Origin of the sequence: Streptomyces sp. 3N207 (genome assembly GCF_052246355.1) — a bacterium.
Taxonomy (GTDB): Bacteria; Actinomycetota; Actinomycetes; order Streptomycetales; family Streptomycetaceae; genus Streptomyces.
This window is the reverse complement of the sequence record NZ_JBQQBV010000027.1, coordinates 53,439-69,954: the sequence shown is the minus strand read 5'-3', so window position 1 is coordinate 69,954 and position 16,516 is coordinate 53,439. Positions and strand designations below refer to the sequence as shown.

The following is a 16,516-nucleotide window of genomic DNA, read 5'->3' as shown; positions in this document are numbered from 1 at the left end:
GATCAGCTCCTGGGCGAGGGCGTACCGCTGGGCGTCTTGGTCACGGTCACCGTGGGGGCGGGCTTGGGCTTGGCCGGTTTCTTGGACTTGAGGACCTCGTCGCGCGGGTCCTTGCGCGGCGGCTGGACGACGACGCCGACGACGTCGAGCCGGGTGAAGCCGACGTAGGGCCGTACCCGCACCGTCCGGGTGAGGTCGCCCTGGTGCCGGTTGACCTTGATGACCTCACCGACGGGGACGCCCGGTACGAACGGCTTGTCGTTGCTGGAGCCGAAGGTGAGCAGCCGGTCGCCCTTCTTCACCCGGGCGTTGCCGTTGAGCAGCTGAACGGTGAGCGCGCTGCCGCCGCGCCCGGCGGCGAAGCCCAGCTCGTTGCTCTTCTCCATGCGGGTGCCGACGGTGAAGTCGGGGTCGTTGGCCAGCAGCACGGTGGAGGTGGAGGGGCCGACGGTGGTGAGGCGGCCGACCAGCCCGTCGCCGTTGAGGACGGTCATGTCGCGGCGCAGCCCGTCCTCGCGGCCCGCGTCGATGGTGACGGTCCAGGAGAAGCCCTGGGCCGCGCCGATCGCGATGACCTGGGCGCCCTTGACGCCGTAGCCGCCCGCGCCGGCGGTCTTGAGGAGCTTGTCCAGCTCCTGGGCCCGGGAACGGTTGCGGTCGGTGGAGCCCAGCTTCTGCCGCAGCGCGGCGTTCTCCTGCTCCAGTCTGCTGAGTCGCTCGTGGCGGGCACCCGAGTCACGGACGGCGGCGATGGCGTTGCCGACGGGGTCGACCGCCGAGGCCATGCCGTTCTCTACCGGGCCAAGGACGGAGGCGGCTCCTCGCCGCGCCCCGTCGAGCGGAGACTGCTCGCCCCCTCTGAGATCCACCGTGATCAGTGCGAACGCGATGGCGATCAGCAGGACGAGCAGCAGCCGGCTTTCTCGTGTGTCCCTCACGTGCGGCGGCCGTGCCTTTCTCTGGGGCAGCCCCGCATCCGCGGGGTGCAGGGCGGCGGCCGCCACAGCGTTCGAACGACCCGCCGCGTGAACGGTCAGTTATTGCGAACAGGCGTACTCGCCGGTCCGGCGCTCAGCGCCGCGGCTGGGCGTCGAGCACCTGCTGGAGCGCCTCGAACTCCTCCACGCACTTGCCGGAGCCCAGCGCCACCGAGTCCAGCGGGTCCTCGGCGATGTGGATGGGCATCCCCGTCTCGCGGCGGAGCCGCTCGTCCAGGCCGCGCAGCAGGGCGCCGCCACCGGTGAGCACGATGCCGCGGTCCATCACATCGCCGGACAGCTCGGGCGGGCACTTGTCGAGGGTGGTCTTGACCGCGTCGACGATCGCGTTGACCGGCTCCTCGATGGCCCTGCGGACCTCCGCCGCAGAGATCACCACGGTCTTGGGGAGCCCGCTGACCAGGTCACGGCCGCGGATCTCGGTGTGCTCGTCCTTGTCCAGGTCGTGCGCCGAACCGATGGTGATCTTGATGCTCTCGGCGGTGCGCTCGCCGAGCAGCAGGCTGTACTCCTTCTTGATGTGCTGGATGATCGCGTTGTCGAGCTCGTCGCCCGCCACCCGGATCGACTGAGCGGTGACGATTCCACCCAGCGAGATCACGGCGACCTCGGTGGTGCCGCCGCCGATGTCCACGACCATGTTGCCGGTGGCCTCGTGGACGGGCAGCCCGGAGCCGATCGCCGCGGCCATCGGTTCCTCGATGATGTGCACCTGGCGGGCACCCGCCTGGGTGGACGCCTCGATGACGGCGCGCCGCTCGACACCGGTGATCCCGGAAGGCACACACACCACCACGCGCGGCCGGGCGAGATAGCGCCGCTTGTGGATCTTCAGGATGAAGTAGCGGAGCATCCGCTCGGTGATCTCGAAGTCGGCGATGACGCCGTCCTTCAACGGCCTTACGGCAACGATGTTGCCAGGGGTGCGGCCGATCATCTTCTTCGCCTCGGCGCCGACCGCCAGGATTCCGCCTGTGTTGGTGTTGATCGCAACGACGGACGGCTCGTTGAGGACGATCCCGCGACCCCTGACGTACACCAGCGTGTTGGCGGTCCCGAGGTCGACAGCCATATCACGGCCGATGAACGACATGTTGGTTCCCATGGATGCGTCTGGCCTTCCAAGTGGGGCGATGTGGTGTGCGGCTACGGAAGGAAGTGGTCTACCGCGCAAGCATGCTCAAAGCGCGAGGCTTCCATCGTAGACGCGCTTGCTCGAACACGTAGAGACGGTTCCTCCGCCATTGTCGGCGGAAGTCCGAACGGCCACCGTAATGGTGACGTCGTGTCGGAGCCGAGCCCGGGCCCATTCCGCCTCCGGCGGCCGATTCGGCGTCAGCCGTGGTCGAGCTGTCGAGCTCAGGAAAAGCTGGGGAAGAAAATCTTCATCTCGCGCTCGGCGGACTCCTCGGAGTCCGAGGCGTGAATGAGGTTCTCCCGCACAATGGTGCCGAAATCGCCGCGTACGGAGCCGGGGGCGGCGGCGATGGGGTCGGTGGGGCCGGCCAGTGCCCGGATACCTTCGATCACCCGTTCGCCCTCGACGACCATGACGACGGACGGACCCGCGGTCATGAACTCCATCAGCGGCTCGTAGAACGGACGGCCCTCGTGCTCCGCGTAGTGCTGCTCCAGCGTGGCCCGATCCAGCGTGCGCAGCTCCATGGCCGCGATGGACCAGCCCGCCTTGCGCTCGATACGGCCGATGATCTCGCCTACCAGGCCACGACGGACCGCGTCGGGCTTGAGGAGGACGAGGGTGCGCTGGCTCATGTGTGCGGCTCCTTGGCTGGGCTCGTACGGTGACCCGAGGTTACCTGCGGCCCACGGCTGTGGTGACGCCGGGGATCACTTTTCCGCCGCTTCCGCGCACCGTCCGGCAGCACTTATGCGGCGTCTACGCGGCACTTATGCGCCACTTCCGGTGTCAGCCCGCGGATTCCGCTCCCGCCGCGGGTTCGGCTCCGGCCGCGAAGTGGGCTTTCGCCTCGTCGATCTTCTTGCCGAAGTGCACCGAAGCCCACCACAGTCCTCCGAAGCAGGCGCCCAGGAAGAACATCGCCGGGACCACGAACCCGCCGGCGAGCAGGGCGATCTGCAGGGCCCAGCCGAGTTGCACGCCACCCGGACGGGTGATGAAGCCACACAGCAGTACGCACAGCGCCATCGCGATTCCACTGACGGTCCAGACAGTGGCCGCCGAAAGGTCACTCGTACGCATTGCGACCAATCCGGCGAAACCGATGACGAAGAACTCGCCGATCAGCGTGGAGGCACACAGCGTTCGCATCTAGCGCCTCCCTCCCAGCAGCAGCCGGGCCTCGCCGACCGTGATGACCGAGCCGGTGACCAGCACCCCGGCCCCCGCGTACTCGCCCTCCTCCTCGGCGAGGGTGACCGCCTCCTCCAGCGCCGCGTCCAGCCGGGGCTCCACCTGGACCCGCTCGTCGCCGAAGACCTCGACGGCGACGGCGGCCAACTCGTCCACATCCATCGCGCGGTGGCTGGAGTTCCGCGTGACGACGACCTCCGCGAAGATCGGCTCGAACGCCTCCAGCAGACCGCGCACGTCCTTGCCCGCGCTGGCCGCGATGACGCCGATGAGCCGGCTGAAGTCGAACGCCTCGCTGATGGCCTCCGCGGTGGCCTGCGCCCCACCGGGGTTGTGCGCCGCGTCCAGCAGCACCGACGGGCTGCTCCGCACCAGCTCCAGGCGGCCGGGCGAGGCGACCGAGGCGAACGCCTGCCGCACCACCTCGATGTCGAGGGTGCGGGCCTGCCGCTGACCGATACCGAAGAACGCCTCCACGGCGGCGAGCGCCACACACGCGTTGTGTGCCATATGGGCGCCGTGCAGCGGCAGGAAGATGTCCGGGTACTCACCACCGAGGCCGCGCAGGGTGAGCTGCTGGCCGCCGACCGCCAACTGCCGGGAGACGACGCCGAACTCCATGCCCTCGCGGGCGACCGTGGCGTCCACCTCGACAGCCTTCTTCAGCACCACCGAGGCGGCCTCCACCGGCTGCTGGGCGAGCACCACGGTGGCGTCGGGCTTGACGATGCCGGCCTTCTCCTGGGCGATCCGCTCGGGCGTGTCGCCGAGCCGGTCGGTGTGGTCGAGGGAGATGGGGGTGATGACGGCGACGCCCGCGTCGATGACGTTGGTCGCGTCCCAGGTGCCGCCCATCCCCACCTCGACGACGGCCACATCCACCGGCGCGTCCGCGAAGGCGGCGTATGCCATGCCGGTGAGCACCTCGAAGAAGGAGAGCCGGTAGTCCTGCTGGGAGTCGACCATCTCGACGTACGGCTTGATGTCCTCGTACGTCTCGATGAAGCGCTCGGCGGAGACCGGCGCTCCGTCGATGCTGATCCGCTCGGTGACCGACTGGACGTGCGGGGAGCTGTAGCGCCCGGTGCGCAGCTCGAAGGCGCCGAGCAGCGCCTCGATCATGCGGGCCGTGGTGGTCTTGCCGTTGGTGCCGGTGATGTGGATGGACGGGTAGGAGCGCTGTGGCTCGCCCAGCACATCCACCAGCGCGGCGATGCGCTGCACCGAGGGGTCCAGCTTGGTCTCGCCCCAGCGGGTGGCCAGTTCCTCCTCCACTCCGCGCAGCGCCCGGTCCACCTCGGGGTCCTCGGGCCTGCCCGGCACCACGTCCGGCTGCGGGGGTCCGGCCTGGGCCCGCAGGGTGCGGCTGCCCGCCTCGATCACCGCGAGGTCCGGGTCGCGGTCGGTCTCCTCCTCCACGATCTCCTCGAAGGAGGGGGGCCGCGGCTCGTGCGGCTCGCCTTCGTGGGGCTCGGGTTCGTGCGGCTGGGGCTCGTCGGGCCGGGGCTCGTCGCTCACGCGGACCAGTCTACGGAAGAGCTCCGCATGGTTTTCCACAGCATTGGGAGAGCTCCGCATGGTTTTCCCGCCGCAACGGCGACCCACCACATACGACGTGCTGGGGGTGCCCCCTGCTCGCAGAGCTTGGGGGAGGTGCCGAACCCGCTCGGGCCGGTCCGGCACCGCCGGTCACATCGGGGCCGCTTCTCGCGGAAAGAGCGCAGCGGCGAGGCGTGGGTCAGGGAAGCCGCTCCAGCTGCTGCTGCAGCCGTGCGATGTCGGCCTCCGCAGCAGCCTGGCGGCCCCGGATCTTCTCCACCACATGGTCGGGCGCCTTCGCCAAGAACGCTTCGTTGGAGAGCTTCGCCCCGGTCTGTGCCAATTCCTTCTCCGCGGCGGCCAAGTCCTTGGCAAGCCGCTTGCGTTCGGCTTCGACATCGATCGCGCCGGACAGGTCGAGGCTGACCGTCGCGCCGGCGACCGGCAGCGAGGCCGTGACCTGGAAGTCCTCCCCCGCGCGCTGGAGCCGCAGCAGCTGGCGGATGGCGGCCTCGTGGGCCACCAGCACGGTGCCCTCCAGATCCAGCGAGGCCGGGACCTTCTGGCCCGGCTGGAGGCCCTGGTCGGCGCGGAAGCGGCGCACCTCGGTCACCGCCTGCTGGACGGTGGCGATCTCCCGCTCCGCTTCGGCGTCACGGAAGCCGGAGTCCTTGGGCCAGTCGGCGACGACGAGGGATTCGCCCCCCGTCAGCGTCGTCCACAGCGTCTCGGTGACGAACGGGACGACCGGGTGGAGCAGCCGCAGCGTCACGTCCAGGACCTCGCCCAGCACGCGGCGGGAGACCTCGGCGGGCTTGCCCCCCGTGGCGAAGGTGGTCTTGGACAGCTCGACGTACCAGTCGAAGACCTCGTCCCAGGCGAAGTGCCGCAGCGCGTCGGAGAGCTTGGCGAACTGGTAGTCGTCGTAGTAGCCGTCGACCTCGGCCAGCACCTCGTTCAGCCGGGAGAGGATCCACCGGTCGGTGGCCGCCATCTCGCTCGCGTCCGGCAGCGGGCCCTCGACGGTGGCACCGTTCATCAGCGCGAAGCGGGTGGCGTTCCACAGCTTGTTGGCGAAGTTGCGGGACGCCTTGACCCAGTCCTCGCCGATCGGCACGTCGGTGCCGGGGTTGGCGCCGGAGGCGAGGGTGAAGCGGAGCGCGTCGGAGCCGTACGCGTCCATCCAGTCCAGCGGGTCGACGACGTTGCCGAAGGACTTGGACATCTTCTTGCCGTGCTCGTCGCGGACGAGGCCGGTCAGCGCGATGGTGTGGAAGGGCGGCTCCTCCATCACGTACATGCCGAACATCATCATCCTCGCGACCCAGAAGAAGATGATGTCGTAGCCGGTGACCAGGACGTCGGTGCCGTAGAACTTCTCCAGGTCGGGCGTCCGGTCCGGCCAGCCGAGCGTGGAGAACGGCCACAGTCCGGAGGAGAACCAGGTGTCCAGGACGTCCGGGTCCTGGTGCCAGCCCTCGCCGGTGGGCGGCTCCTCGTCGGGGCCGACGCAGACGACCTCACCGCCGGGCCCGTACCAGACGGGGATGCGGTGGCCCCACCACAGCTGGCGGGAGATCGTCCAGTCGTGCATGTTGTCGACCCAGTCGAAGTACCGGGACGACATGTCGGCGGGGTTGATCCTGACGCGGCCGTCGCGCACCGCGGCGCCCGCGGCCTGTGCGAGCGGGGCGACCTTGACCCACCACTGCATGGACAGCCGCGGCTCGATGGTCGTCTTGCAGCGGGAGCAGTGCCCGACGCTGTGCAGGTAGGGGCGCTTCTCCTGCAGGACGCGGCCCTGCTCGCGCAGCGCGGCCACGATGGCCGAGCGCGCCTCGAAGCGGTCCAGGCCCTGGTAGGGGCCGTGCGCGGTGATGACACCGCGCTCGTCCATCACCGTGAGCATGGGCAGCCCGTGCCGGCGGCCGATCTCGAAGTCGTTCGGGTCGTGCGCCGGGGTGACCTTGACCTGTCCGGTGCCGAACTCGGGGTCGACATGGCTGTCGGCGACAACGGGGATGGAGCGGTCGGTCAGCGGCAGCTTGATCAGCTTGCCGATCAGGTGCTGGTACCGCTCGTCGTCCGGGTGGACGGCGATGGCGGTGTCGCCCAGCATCGTCTCGGCACGGGTGGTGGCGACGATGACGGTGTCCTCACCCTCGCCGTACTTGAGCTGGACCAGCTCGCCGTCGTCCTCCTGGTACTCCACCTCGATGTCGGAGATGGCGGTCAGACAGCGCGGACACCAGTTGATGATCCGCTCGGCGCGGTAGATCAGTCCGTCGTCGTACATCTTCTTGAAGACGGTCTGGACGGCGCGCGAGAGGCCCTCGTCCATGGTGAAGCGCTCGCGGGTCCAGTCGACGCCGTCGCCGAGGCGCCGCATCTGGCCGAGGATCTTGCCGCCGTACTCCTCCTTCCACCGCCACACGCGCTCGACGAACGCCTCCCGGCCGAGGTCCTGCCGGGACTTGCCCTCCTCGCCGAGCTGCTGCTCGACCTTGTTCTGTGTGGCGATGCCCGCATGGTCCATGCCGGGCAGCCACAGCGCCTCGTAGCCCTGCATCCGCTTGCGGCGGGTGAGCGCGTCCATGAGGGTGTGCTGGAAAGCGTGCCCGAGATGGAGAGATCCTGTGACGTTCGGGGGCGGGATGACGATCGTGTACGGCTGCTTGCCGCTCTTGGCGTCCGCCTCGAAGTAGCCCCGTTCCACCCAGCGCTCGTACAGCTTCCCCTCCACCTCGGCCGGCGCGTACTGAGTCGGCAGATCTGCGGGAATGGCGCTGTTCGGCCCGTTTGCTTCCGGGCTCTGCTGAGTGTTGTCGGTCACGACGGCCAGTGTACGGGCGCCAATGTCCCGGTCTCGAATCGGTTTGAGGACCGGTGCAGCGCTTGTCAGAACTATCCGTCACTATGAGCGGAGCGCATTCGACTACTTGTTCACGGAGGGGAAGCGCCGCTCATGAGTAACAACCAGCCCGGCCCTTACGGCCAACAGCCAGGGCAGCCCGGGCCGTACGGCCAGCAGCCGGGCCCGTACGGGCAGCCGCCGCAGCAGGGTGGCCCCAGCCCGTACGGTGGCGCCCCCGGCCAGCCCGGTTACGGCTACCCGCAGCAGGGCGCCCCGCAGCAGCCCCCGGGACCGCCGCAGCAGGGCTACGGCTACCCGCAGCAGGGCGCGCCGGGCCAGCCGCCCGGCCCCTACGGCCAGCCTGGGCCGCCGATGCCTCCGCAGGGCGGCGGCAAGGGCAAGACCATCGGCATCGTGGTCGGCGCCCTGGTCGTCGTGGCCGCCGTCATAGGCGGCGTCGTCCTCTTCACCGGAGGGGACGACGACAAGGGTGGCGGCGGAGGCGGAGGCGGCAAGGGCGGTGGCTCCTCGGTTGCCGACGACGGCAAGAGGTACAAGCTCATCACGCCCGCCACGGTCGCCGGCGAGTTCGACAAGACGCCCGGCTCGGAGAACCGCTCTTCCGGGGGGTTCAGCGAGTCCGACAAGCAGAAGTTCGAGCAGTTCGGCGTCAAGGATCCGAAGAACGTCAACGCCGGCTACAAGAGCGGCACCGGAGTGAGCACCAAGCAGCTCAACTTCGGCGGCGTCTACGGCGAGATCGAGGACCCGGAGGCGGTCGTCAACGCGGCGCTGCTGATGGTGGCCAAGGAGGCCAAGGAGGACCCGAACACCTCGGGCGGCGGCAAGGCGGAACTGGACGGCGAGCCGCAGGAGGTCAAGCCGAGCGGGCTCGGTGACGACGCGGTCATGAAGTGCCAGAAGGTCAAGTACAGCGCGCCTCCCGGTGACTCCTCGGGCATCAAGGGCTTCACCATGCCGTTCTGCATGTGGGGCGACCACAGCACCGTCGGCTTCGTGGTGACGGCATCCTCGGCCGATGTGCTCAGTGGCAAGTCCACCCCGGTCTCCGAGGCGGGCGAAACGACCGCCAAGGTCCGGAAGGACGTCCGCGTCCCGATCAAGTGACGCCGTCCGCCCCGCAGTGCGCGGGGTGACGACGCAGCACAGGCGACGGTCGACGGCGCCCGGCGGAGCTCCGCCGGGCGCCGTCGGCCGTTCTGAGCGCCTGCAAAGTTGCGGAACATAACCGGACAACTTGCCGGGAATTCTTCACGATTAGGTTCCCACCCGGCTCCGATTCGGCGCCCAGTGCGGCGCTCTCGTCGTGCATCCGTCAAGATGACCGAGCGCGTTGAAGCACATTCACGGAGGGGAAAGCGCCACCATGAGCCAGAATCAGCCAGGACCGTACGGCCAGCAGCCGTACGGACAGCAGCCGCAGCAGCCGGGTCAGCCCGGTCCTTACGGTGGCGCTCAGGGCCAGCCGCAGCAGCCGGGCTACGGGTACCCGCAGCAGGGCCAGCCGCAGCAGCCCGGTTACGGCTACCCGCAGCAGGGCCAGCCGCAGGGCGGGGCCCCGTACGGACAGCCGGGCCAGCCTCCTCAGCCACCCCAGCCCGGTCAGCCCGGGATGCCGGGTCCGCCGCACCCGGGGATGCCGATGCCGCCGCAGGGGGGCGGGGGCAAGGGCAAGACGATCGGCATCGTCGTCGGCGCCCTGGTCGTGGTCGGCGCCATCATCGGCGGCCTGTTCATGTTCGGTGTCATCGGCGGGACCTCGTACAAGCTCACCACCCCGGACACGGTGGCGGGCGAGTACAAGATCGAGCCCGGCTCGGATCGGACCTTTGACGGCAAGAAGGGTCTGACGGGCAAGAGCGAGGACAAGATTCCGGGCATGACCGCCGAGAAGGGGGTCTCTGCCAACTACTCCGCCGGTGCCGCGGACAAGCTCAACTTCGGCGGCGCCTACGGTGAGGTCGACGATCCGGACAAGGCGCTCGACTACGCCTTCGACAAGACGACCAAGTCCCTTGCCTCCATGGCCAAGTCGGACGGCGGGGCCAAGGAGATGAGTCCGTCCGGCTTCGACGGCGAAACGATGAAGTGCCAGGCGTTCTCCGCGCCCACGGGGTCGATGAAGATCACCTACTGCGTATGGGCCGACTCCAGCACGCTGGGGCAGGTCGCCATCCAGGGCAACGGCTCCCTCGACGACGCCGCCGAGACGACCGCCAAGGTCTTCGAGGACGCCCGCAGCGAGAAGTGAGCCGACAATGAGCCAACCTCCCGGGCCCTACGGGGCGGGCGGGTACGGGCAGCAGCCACCGGGCCCCGGTGGGGGCCCCTACGGGCCGCCGCCGGGCCCCGGTTACGGCGCTCCCGGCCCCTACGGCGCCTGGCCGCCCGCTCCCCCGCCGCGCCGCCGCGGACTGGGCGGAGGCGCCATCACGGCCATCGTGCTGGGCAGCCTGGCGGCGGTCGGGGTGGTGGTGTTCGCCCTGGCCGCGCTGGTACGGGCCGGCCAGCCGCAGGGCACCGAGAAGATCGCGTTCCCGGCCACGCTGGAGGACGGCAAGTACCACCGCATGGACGGCAACGCCCAGGTGAAGGCGCAGGAGCGGCAGTTGCAGGACCAGTTGCCCAACGACGGCACTGCCAAGGTCGCCACGTACTCCGTCAGCTCGTCGGGCGATCCGACGGCGGGCGGCCTGGCGATCTCGGGCGCGTACGGCGACATCGACGTCTCCTCGTCCAAGATGCGCGACGACATGCTGGACGGCATGCGGCAGAGCCAGAGCGGCGAGGTCGTCGGGGAGCGCCGGGAGTTCACCCCCGGCTCGGGCGATGTGAAGGTCTCCTGCCAGCTGACGCGGATCACCCGGGGCAGCACCGCGGTGTACGCGCCCGCCTGTGCCTGGGCGGACAACTCCACGGCGGCCACCGTGCTGGAGGTCGACGTCACCAACACGACGGCCGAGGACATCGATCTGGAAGAGTTCGCAGGCGTCACGGTGCGCGTCAAGGACAAGGTGACGGTGCCGAAGTAGGACCACAGCAGTCGCGGAACGGCGAAGGCCCGCCCCTTCCTCACGGAGGGGGGCGGGCCTTCGCCGTTGCCGGGCGGCGGGACCGGCCGGGCCGGTCAGGCGCTCTTCTCGTGGCGCTGCTGCTCGCCGTTGCCGCGGGCGCGCGGCACCAGGGTCGGGTTCACGTTGGAGTGCACGACCTCCTCGGTGATCACGACGCGCTCGACGTCCTTGCGGGACGGCACCTCGTACATCACCGACTGGAGGACCTCCTCCATGATGGCGCGCAGTCCGCGGGCTCCGGTGCCGCGCAGGATGGCCTGGTCGGCGATGGCCTCCAGGGCCGGACGGTCGAAGTCCAGCTCCACACCGTCGAGTTCGAAGAGCCGCTGGTACTGCTTGACGAGCGCGTTCCTGGGCTCCATGAGGATCTGCAGCAGCGCCTCACGGTCGAGGTTGTGCACCGAGGTGATGACCGGGAGCCGGCCGATGAACTCGGGGATCATCCCGAACTTCACCAGGTCCTCCGGCATCACCTCCTCGAACTGGTTGCTCGCCTCGATCTCCCGCTTGGAGCGGATGTCGGCACCGAAGCCGATGCCCTTGGCGCCGGCCCGGGACTCGATGATCTTCTCCAGCCCGGCGAAGGCACCGCCCACGATGAACAGCACGTTCGTCGTGTCGATCTGGATGAACTCCTGGTGCGGGTGCTTGCGCCCGCCCTGCGGCGGCACCGAGGCCGTGGTGCCCTCCAGGATCTTCAGCAGCGCCTGCTGCACCCCCTCGCCGGAAACGTCCCGGGTGATCGAGGGGTTCTCGCTCTTACGGGCCACCTTGTCGATCTCGTCGATGTAGATGATCCCGGTCTCGGCCTTCTTGACGTCGTAGTCGGCCGCCTGGATGAGCTTCAGCAGGATGTTCTCGACGTCCTCGCCGACATAGCCCGCCTCGGTGAGCGCCGTGGCGTCCGCGATGGCGAAGGGGACGTTCAGCATCCGGGCGAGGGTCTGCGCCAGCAGGGTCTTGCCGGAGCCGGTGGGGCCCAACAGCAGGATGTTGGACTTGGACAGCTCGATGCCGTCGTCCCGGCCCTGGCCGTTCTCGCCCGCCTGCACCCGCTTGTAGTGGTTGTAGACGGCCACCGAGAGGGCCTTCTTGGCGGCTTCCTGGCCGACCACATAGCCCTCGAGGAACTCGTAGATCTCCCGCGGCTTGGGCAGCTCGTCCCACCGGACCTCGGAGGACTCGGCGAGCTCCTCCTCAATGATCTCGTTGCAGAGATCGATGCACTCGTCGCAGATGTACACACCTGGACCCGCGATGAGCTTCTTCACCTGCTTCTGGCTCTTGCCGCAGAACGAGCACTTGAGCAGATCGCCGCCATCACCGATGCGTGCCACGAGGAGCTTCCCCTTCGCCTGGGATCCGTCAGGGATACGGACCGAGGTACGTGCTCTCCGACGGTACCTTGCCGGGCCGCCGGAATGGGCCCCCCTTGGAACGACCGACCGACACGTGTAGTACGTGTCCTGGTCGCGCCAAGGGGGTGCGGGTCGTGAACGCCGACCCGTCAGAGTCCGACGGAGGACTTCCGGGTGGAGACGATCTGGTCGATCAGGCCGTACTCCAGCGACTCCTCAGCGGTGAGGATCTTGTCGCGCTCGATGTCATGCGAGATGATCTCGCGCTCCTTGGTGGAGTGCTTGTGCAGCATCTCCTCCAGCTGCTCGCGCATCCGCTGGATCTCGTTGGCCGCGATCTCCAGGTCGGAGACCTGACCGCGCCCCGTCTCGCTGTAGGGCTGGTGGATCAGGATGCGCGCGTTGGGCAGCGCCATCCGCTTGCCGGGCGTACCGGCGGCGAGCAGCACGGCCGCGGCGGACGCCGCCTGGCCCATGCAGACCGTCTGGATGTCGGGCTTGACGAACTGCATGGTGTCGTAAATCGCGGTAAGCGCCGTGAAGGAGCCGCCCGGCGAGTTGATGTAGACCGAGATGTCGCGGTCCGGGTCCATCGACTCCAGGCACAGCAGCTGCGCCATGACGTCGTTGGCCGAGGCGTCGTCGATCTGCACGCCGAGGAAGATCACACGCTCTTCGAAGAGCTTCGCGTACGGGTCGTACTCCCGCACGCCCTGCGAGGTGCGCTCGACGAAGCGCGGGACGACGTAGCGGGACTCGGGCGCGACGCCGGTGAACTCGGCCCGGGGGCCCGTCTGAAGTGAGGTCATCGGGAGGTTCTCCTGGAGATGAGCTGGTGGCTGCGGTAGGGGCGTGTGCCGTACGGCGCTGTGGCGGGGCTCACGCGCCCGTGCCGCCACCGCCGGGGAGCTGCGCGGCATTGCCGTAGACCTCGTCGATGAGGCCGTACTCGCGCGCCTCCTCGGCGGTGAACCAGCGGTCGCGGTCCGCGTCGCGGGTCCACTGCTCGACGGTCTGACCGCTGTGCGCGGCCGACAGCTCCGCCAGCCTCTTCTTGGTGCGCAGCAGCTGCTCGGCGTGGATCTTGATGTCGGTGGCCGAGCCCGCCAGCCCCGCGGAGGGCTGGTGGATGAGGATGTCGGCGTTCGGCAGCGCGAACCGCTTGCCGGGCGTTCCCGCGGTCAGCAGGAACTGCCCCATGGAGGCGGCCAGGCCCATGGCGATGGTGACGACATCGTTCTTGATGTACTGCATGGTGTCGTAGATCGCCATGCCCGCCTGGACCGAACCACCCGGGCTGTTGATGTACAGGAAGATGTCCTTGTCCGGGTCGGCGGCAAGGAGCAGAAGCTGGGCGGTGATCTTGTTGGCGATATCGTCGTCCACCGGCTGGCCGAGGAAAATGATGCGCTCGTCGAGCAGCCGGTTGTAGACCTGGTCGCCGAGGCCACCACCGAAGTTGGGCTCGCCGGCGGCGGAAGGCATCGGAAGCGTCACGTGTCCACCTGCTCGTGTCCGGACGGCCACGCGAAGCTGGCCGTCACTGGGGTCTTCGTCTACTGGGGACCCTAACGCGCCGGTCGTCGGCCGCCATCCCGGGCCGAGCGCATTTCGCTGTGAGCGCAGGTTCCCCGGACGGCCACTGACGTCGCGGCCAACAGCCGAACGGGGGGCGCCCGGGCGTGCACTCGCGCGCCCCGGCGCCCCCCGCTCGCGGGTCAGGCGGGCCGGATCAGCTCTCGGCCTTGTCCGCCGTACCGGTGTCCTCGGCAGCGGCCTCGGCGGTCTCGGCGGCGGCCTCGGTCTCGGTCTCGGTCTCGGCAGCCTCGTCCTCGTCCTCGTCGCTCAGGTCGACGACCTCGCCGTTGGAGTCCTTGACGGTGACGGCCTCGACCACGGTGGCCAGGGCCTTGCCGCGGGCGACCTCACCGACGAGCATCGGCACCTGGCCGCCCTCGACGACGGCCTGCGCGAACTGGTCGGGGCTCATACCGGAGGACTGCGCGCGGCGCATAAGGTGCTCGGTCAGCTCTTCCTGGCTGACGTTGAGCTTCTCCTTGTTGACCAGCTCGTCGAGGACGAACTGGGTACGGATGCCCTTCTCCGCCTGCTCCTTGAGCTCGGCGTCGAACTCTTCCTCGCTCTTTTCCTGCATCTTCAGGTACGAGCCGAGGTCCAGGCCGAGCTGCGCGAGCTGGTGGTTGATCAGGTTGTGCTTACGGCTCTCGATCTCGTCCGCGAGCAGCTTCTCGGGCACGGGGACCTCTGCGAGCTCCAGGAGGGCGTCGAGCACCTTCTCCTGGGCCTGGGTGGCCTGCTCGTGCTTCTTCTGGTCGGCCAGCCGCTTGCGGCTGTCCGCACGCAGCTCCTCCAGCGTGTCGAACTCGCTGGCCAGCTGGGCGAACTCGTCGTCCAGCTCGGGCAGTTCGCGGGAGGAGACGGTCTCGACGGTGACGGAGACCTCGGCCTCCCGGCCGGCGCCGGAGCCGCCCTTCAGCTCGGAGGTGAAGGTGGCGGTGCCGCCCGCCTCCAGCCCGGTGACGGCCTCGTCGATACCGTCGAGCAGCTCGCCGGAGCCGATGGTGTAGTCGACGCCCTTGGCTACGCCGTCCTCCAGGACCTCGCCGTCGATCCGGGCCTCGAGGTCGACCTTGACGACGTCACCCTCGGTGGCCGCACGCTCGACGACCGAGGTGGAGGCGAAGCGCTCGCGCAGCTGCTCGACGGCCGCGTCGATATCCTCGTCGGAGACCTCGGCGGCATCGACCTCGACCTCGATACCGGAGTAGTCCGGGATCTCGATCTCGGGGCGGACGTCCACCTCGGCGGTGAAGGCCAGCAGCTCGTTGTCCTTCAGCTCGGTGATGTCCACCTCGGGCTGGCCGAGCACATTGAGCTCGCCCTCCTCGACGGCGGACTGGTAGAGCTTCGGAAGCGCGTCGTTGACGGCCTCCTCCAGGACGGCACCGCGGCCGAAGCGCTGGTCGATCAGGCGCGCAGGGATCCTGCCCTTGCGGAACCCGGGCACGGTGACCTGCTGGTTGATCTTCTTGTACGCCGCGTCGAGGCTGTCCTTGAGCTCCTCGAAGGGCACCTCGACAGTGAGCCGAACCCTGGTGGGGTTCAGAGTCTCCACGGCGCTCTTCACGGTCGGTCTCCTTGGGGCTGGCATTGGGGGTTCTGCTGATTCTTGGCTGCGCCCCGTATGCATGCAGACACGACACAGGCACGCGCGTCTTTCATAGTACGTGGTCGGGGTGGCCGGATTCGAACCGACGACCTTCCGCTCCCAAAGCGGACGCGCTACCAAGCTGCGCCACACCCCGTCGGTGCGACACGTAGAGTACATGTCGTAGGATGCGGGTCGTGCCGATCCGGTTCACGCGGGCGTAGCTCAATGGTAGAGCCCTGGTCTTCCAAACCAGCTACGCGGGTTCGATTCCCGTCGCCCGCTCGCAGTACGAAGGCCCGGCCCCGAGAGGGGCCGGGCCTTCGTCGTTCCGTCAGCGGGCGGTCACACTGAGCGCCGGGCGCCGCGGCGGGGACCCGGGAGAGAGCGCATCGGGGGCCCTGGGGGTGGTGCGGTGGCCCTTGGAGTGATCCGTCGGCAGTGAGCCGGCCGCTAGAAGCTGATCTGGTTGATCGTGTCGGCGAGCGAGTTCAGGAACCGGTTGATGGACGGGGCCATGCCGGTGGAGGCGAGGAAGAAGCCGAAGAGTACGGCGACGACGGCGGGGCCGGGCTTTATGGACTTGCTCCGGATCATCACGACGAGGATGACCGCCAACAGCAGGACTACGGACAGCGAGATGGCCACAACTGCTCACACCCTCATGGTCGGAACGCCTCACCCGGCCTTGGGGGGCTGCCACCGTGGCCGCACCCCCGCGCACACAGCGCGCCCCCATCGTGCCACCAACTCCGGTGCCGGTGGAGCCGGGTGAGGTGCCGAGGGCGCCATCATCGGGTAAATACTGATCGCCGTACTCGGACACTCCGGGATACTTCGGGTGTAGTCGGCGTACCTGACAAGTCTTTGGGCCGCACTGGAAAATCGAGCCATCAATTCGGCTTGAACAATGCACACCGGCTTGACGATGTGACGAATGCGCTGCGTGGTTTGCCGCACAGAGTGTGCACCTGGTGCATAAAGTCCGGCACCCGGTGCCGACCCGGCTCGTGCGTCCGGAAATCGCCCGCACACCCCGAAATCACCGGGCTCAGCCAGGAATTGTGTCGTCGCTCACAGCCGGTGCAGGGCAGCGGCGATGGGCCGGTACCAGGCGCCTCAGGGGCCTCATACGCCACGTTTAGGTGGGACATCGGCCATCAGACCGAAC

At 68.8% G+C, this 16,516-nt stretch carries 15 protein-coding genes and 2 tRNA genes; 4 read left to right on the top strand and 13 right to left on the bottom strand.

Features of this window, described 5'->3' with window-relative positions; genetic code table 11:
- Positions 1-2: 2 nt before the first annotated feature.
- From mreC to ACTWP9_RS31000, 6 genes are all read right to left on the bottom strand, one after another.
- Positions 3-938: a rod shape-determining protein MreC gene (mreC, locus tag ACTWP9_RS31025; protein ID WP_443249646.1), complete on the bottom strand. Its 936-nt coding sequence runs from the start codon at positions 936-938 to the stop codon at positions 3-5.
- A gap of 133 nt (positions 939-1,071) precedes the next feature.
- A complete protein-coding gene (locus ACTWP9_RS31020) occupies positions 1,072-2,091 on the bottom strand; it encodes a rod shape-determining protein (RefSeq protein WP_026004902.1) in 1,020 nt (339 codons plus the stop codon).
- A gap of 266 nt (positions 2,092-2,357) precedes the next feature.
- Complete coding sequence (ndk, locus tag ACTWP9_RS31015; RefSeq protein WP_443249645.1) at positions 2,358-2,771, bottom strand: nucleoside-diphosphate kinase; 414 nt, start codon at positions 2,769-2,771, stop codon at positions 2,358-2,360.
- A 154-nt stretch (positions 2,772-2,925) separates the two neighbouring features.
- Complete coding sequence (locus ACTWP9_RS31010; RefSeq protein ID WP_443249644.1) at positions 2,926-3,288, bottom strand: DUF4233 domain-containing protein; 363 nt, start codon at positions 3,286-3,288, stop codon at positions 2,926-2,928.
- Positions 3,289-4,848, bottom strand: a complete 1,560-nt coding sequence (gene folC / locus ACTWP9_RS31005; protein WP_443249643.1) for a bifunctional tetrahydrofolate synthase/dihydrofolate synthase — start codon at positions 4,846-4,848, stop codon at positions 3,289-3,291.
- A gap of 220 nt (positions 4,849-5,068) precedes the next feature.
- The gene (locus ACTWP9_RS31000) at positions 5,069-7,702 is read right to left on the bottom strand and encodes a valine--tRNA ligase (RefSeq protein ID WP_443249642.1); all 2,634 of its coding nucleotides are present in this window, start codon (positions 7,700-7,702) and stop codon (positions 5,069-5,071) included.
- Positions 7,703-7,834: 132 nt separating this feature from the next.
- On the opposite strand from ACTWP9_RS31000, the gene ACTWP9_RS30995 reads away from it, so the two are divergent.
- Positions 7,835-8,851, top strand: a complete 1,017-nt coding sequence (locus tag ACTWP9_RS30995; protein ID WP_443249641.1) for a hypothetical protein — start codon at positions 7,835-7,837, stop codon at positions 8,849-8,851.
- A 208-nt stretch (positions 8,852-9,059) separates the two neighbouring features.
- Here ACTWP9_RS30995 and ACTWP9_RS30990 read toward each other — a convergent pair whose 3' ends face one another.
- Entirely contained in the window at positions 9,060-9,374 is a 315-nt protein-coding gene (locus ACTWP9_RS30990; protein WP_443249640.1) for a hypothetical protein, read from the bottom strand.
- Positions 9,375-9,386: 12 nt separating this feature from the next.
- On the opposite strand from ACTWP9_RS30990, the gene ACTWP9_RS30985 reads away from it, so the two are divergent.
- Positions 9,387-9,995 (top strand): hypothetical protein, encoded by a 609-nt coding sequence (locus ACTWP9_RS30985; protein ID WP_443249639.1) that lies wholly within the window; start codon positions 9,387-9,389, stop codon positions 9,993-9,995.
- 7 nt (positions 9,996-10,002) lie between these two features.
- Positions 10,003-10,776, top strand: a complete 774-nt coding sequence (locus ACTWP9_RS30980) for a hypothetical protein (RefSeq protein ID WP_443249638.1) — start codon at positions 10,003-10,005, stop codon at positions 10,774-10,776.
- A 95-nt stretch (positions 10,777-10,871) separates the two neighbouring features.
- Here ACTWP9_RS30980 and clpX read toward each other — a convergent pair whose 3' ends face one another.
- From clpX to ACTWP9_RS30955, 5 genes are all read right to left on the bottom strand, one after another.
- Complete coding sequence (clpX, locus tag ACTWP9_RS30975) at positions 10,872-12,155, bottom strand: ATP-dependent Clp protease ATP-binding subunit ClpX (protein ID WP_433106620.1); 1,284 nt, start codon at positions 12,153-12,155, stop codon at positions 10,872-10,874.
- Between the two features lie 170 nt (positions 12,156-12,325).
- Entirely contained in the window at positions 12,326-12,985 is a 660-nt protein-coding gene (locus tag ACTWP9_RS30970; RefSeq protein WP_443249637.1) for an ATP-dependent Clp protease proteolytic subunit, read from the bottom strand.
- Between the two features lie 70 nt (positions 12,986-13,055).
- Positions 13,056-13,661, bottom strand: coding sequence for an ATP-dependent Clp protease proteolytic subunit (locus ACTWP9_RS30965; RefSeq protein WP_209238803.1), 606 nt, complete (start codon positions 13,659-13,661; stop codon positions 13,056-13,058).
- Between the two features lie 247 nt (positions 13,662-13,908).
- Complete coding sequence (gene tig / locus ACTWP9_RS30960) at positions 13,909-15,324, bottom strand: trigger factor (RefSeq protein WP_443249636.1); 1,416 nt, start codon at positions 15,322-15,324, stop codon at positions 13,909-13,911.
- Between the two features lie 101 nt (positions 15,325-15,425).
- Positions 15,426-15,502, bottom strand: a tRNA-Pro gene (locus ACTWP9_RS30955).
- A 57-nt stretch (positions 15,503-15,559) separates the two neighbouring features.
- On the opposite strand from ACTWP9_RS30955, the gene ACTWP9_RS30950 reads away from it, so the two are divergent.
- A tRNA-Gly gene (locus ACTWP9_RS30950) sits at positions 15,560-15,630 on the top strand.
- Between the two features lie 168 nt (positions 15,631-15,798).
- Here ACTWP9_RS30950 and ACTWP9_RS30945 read toward each other — a convergent pair.
- Positions 15,799-15,993 carry a hypothetical protein gene (locus ACTWP9_RS30945; RefSeq protein WP_443249635.1) on the bottom strand — a complete coding sequence of 65 codons (195 nt, stop codon included), beginning with the start codon at positions 15,991-15,993 and terminating at the stop codon, positions 15,799-15,801.
- Between the last annotated feature and the right edge of the window lie 523 nt (positions 15,994-16,516).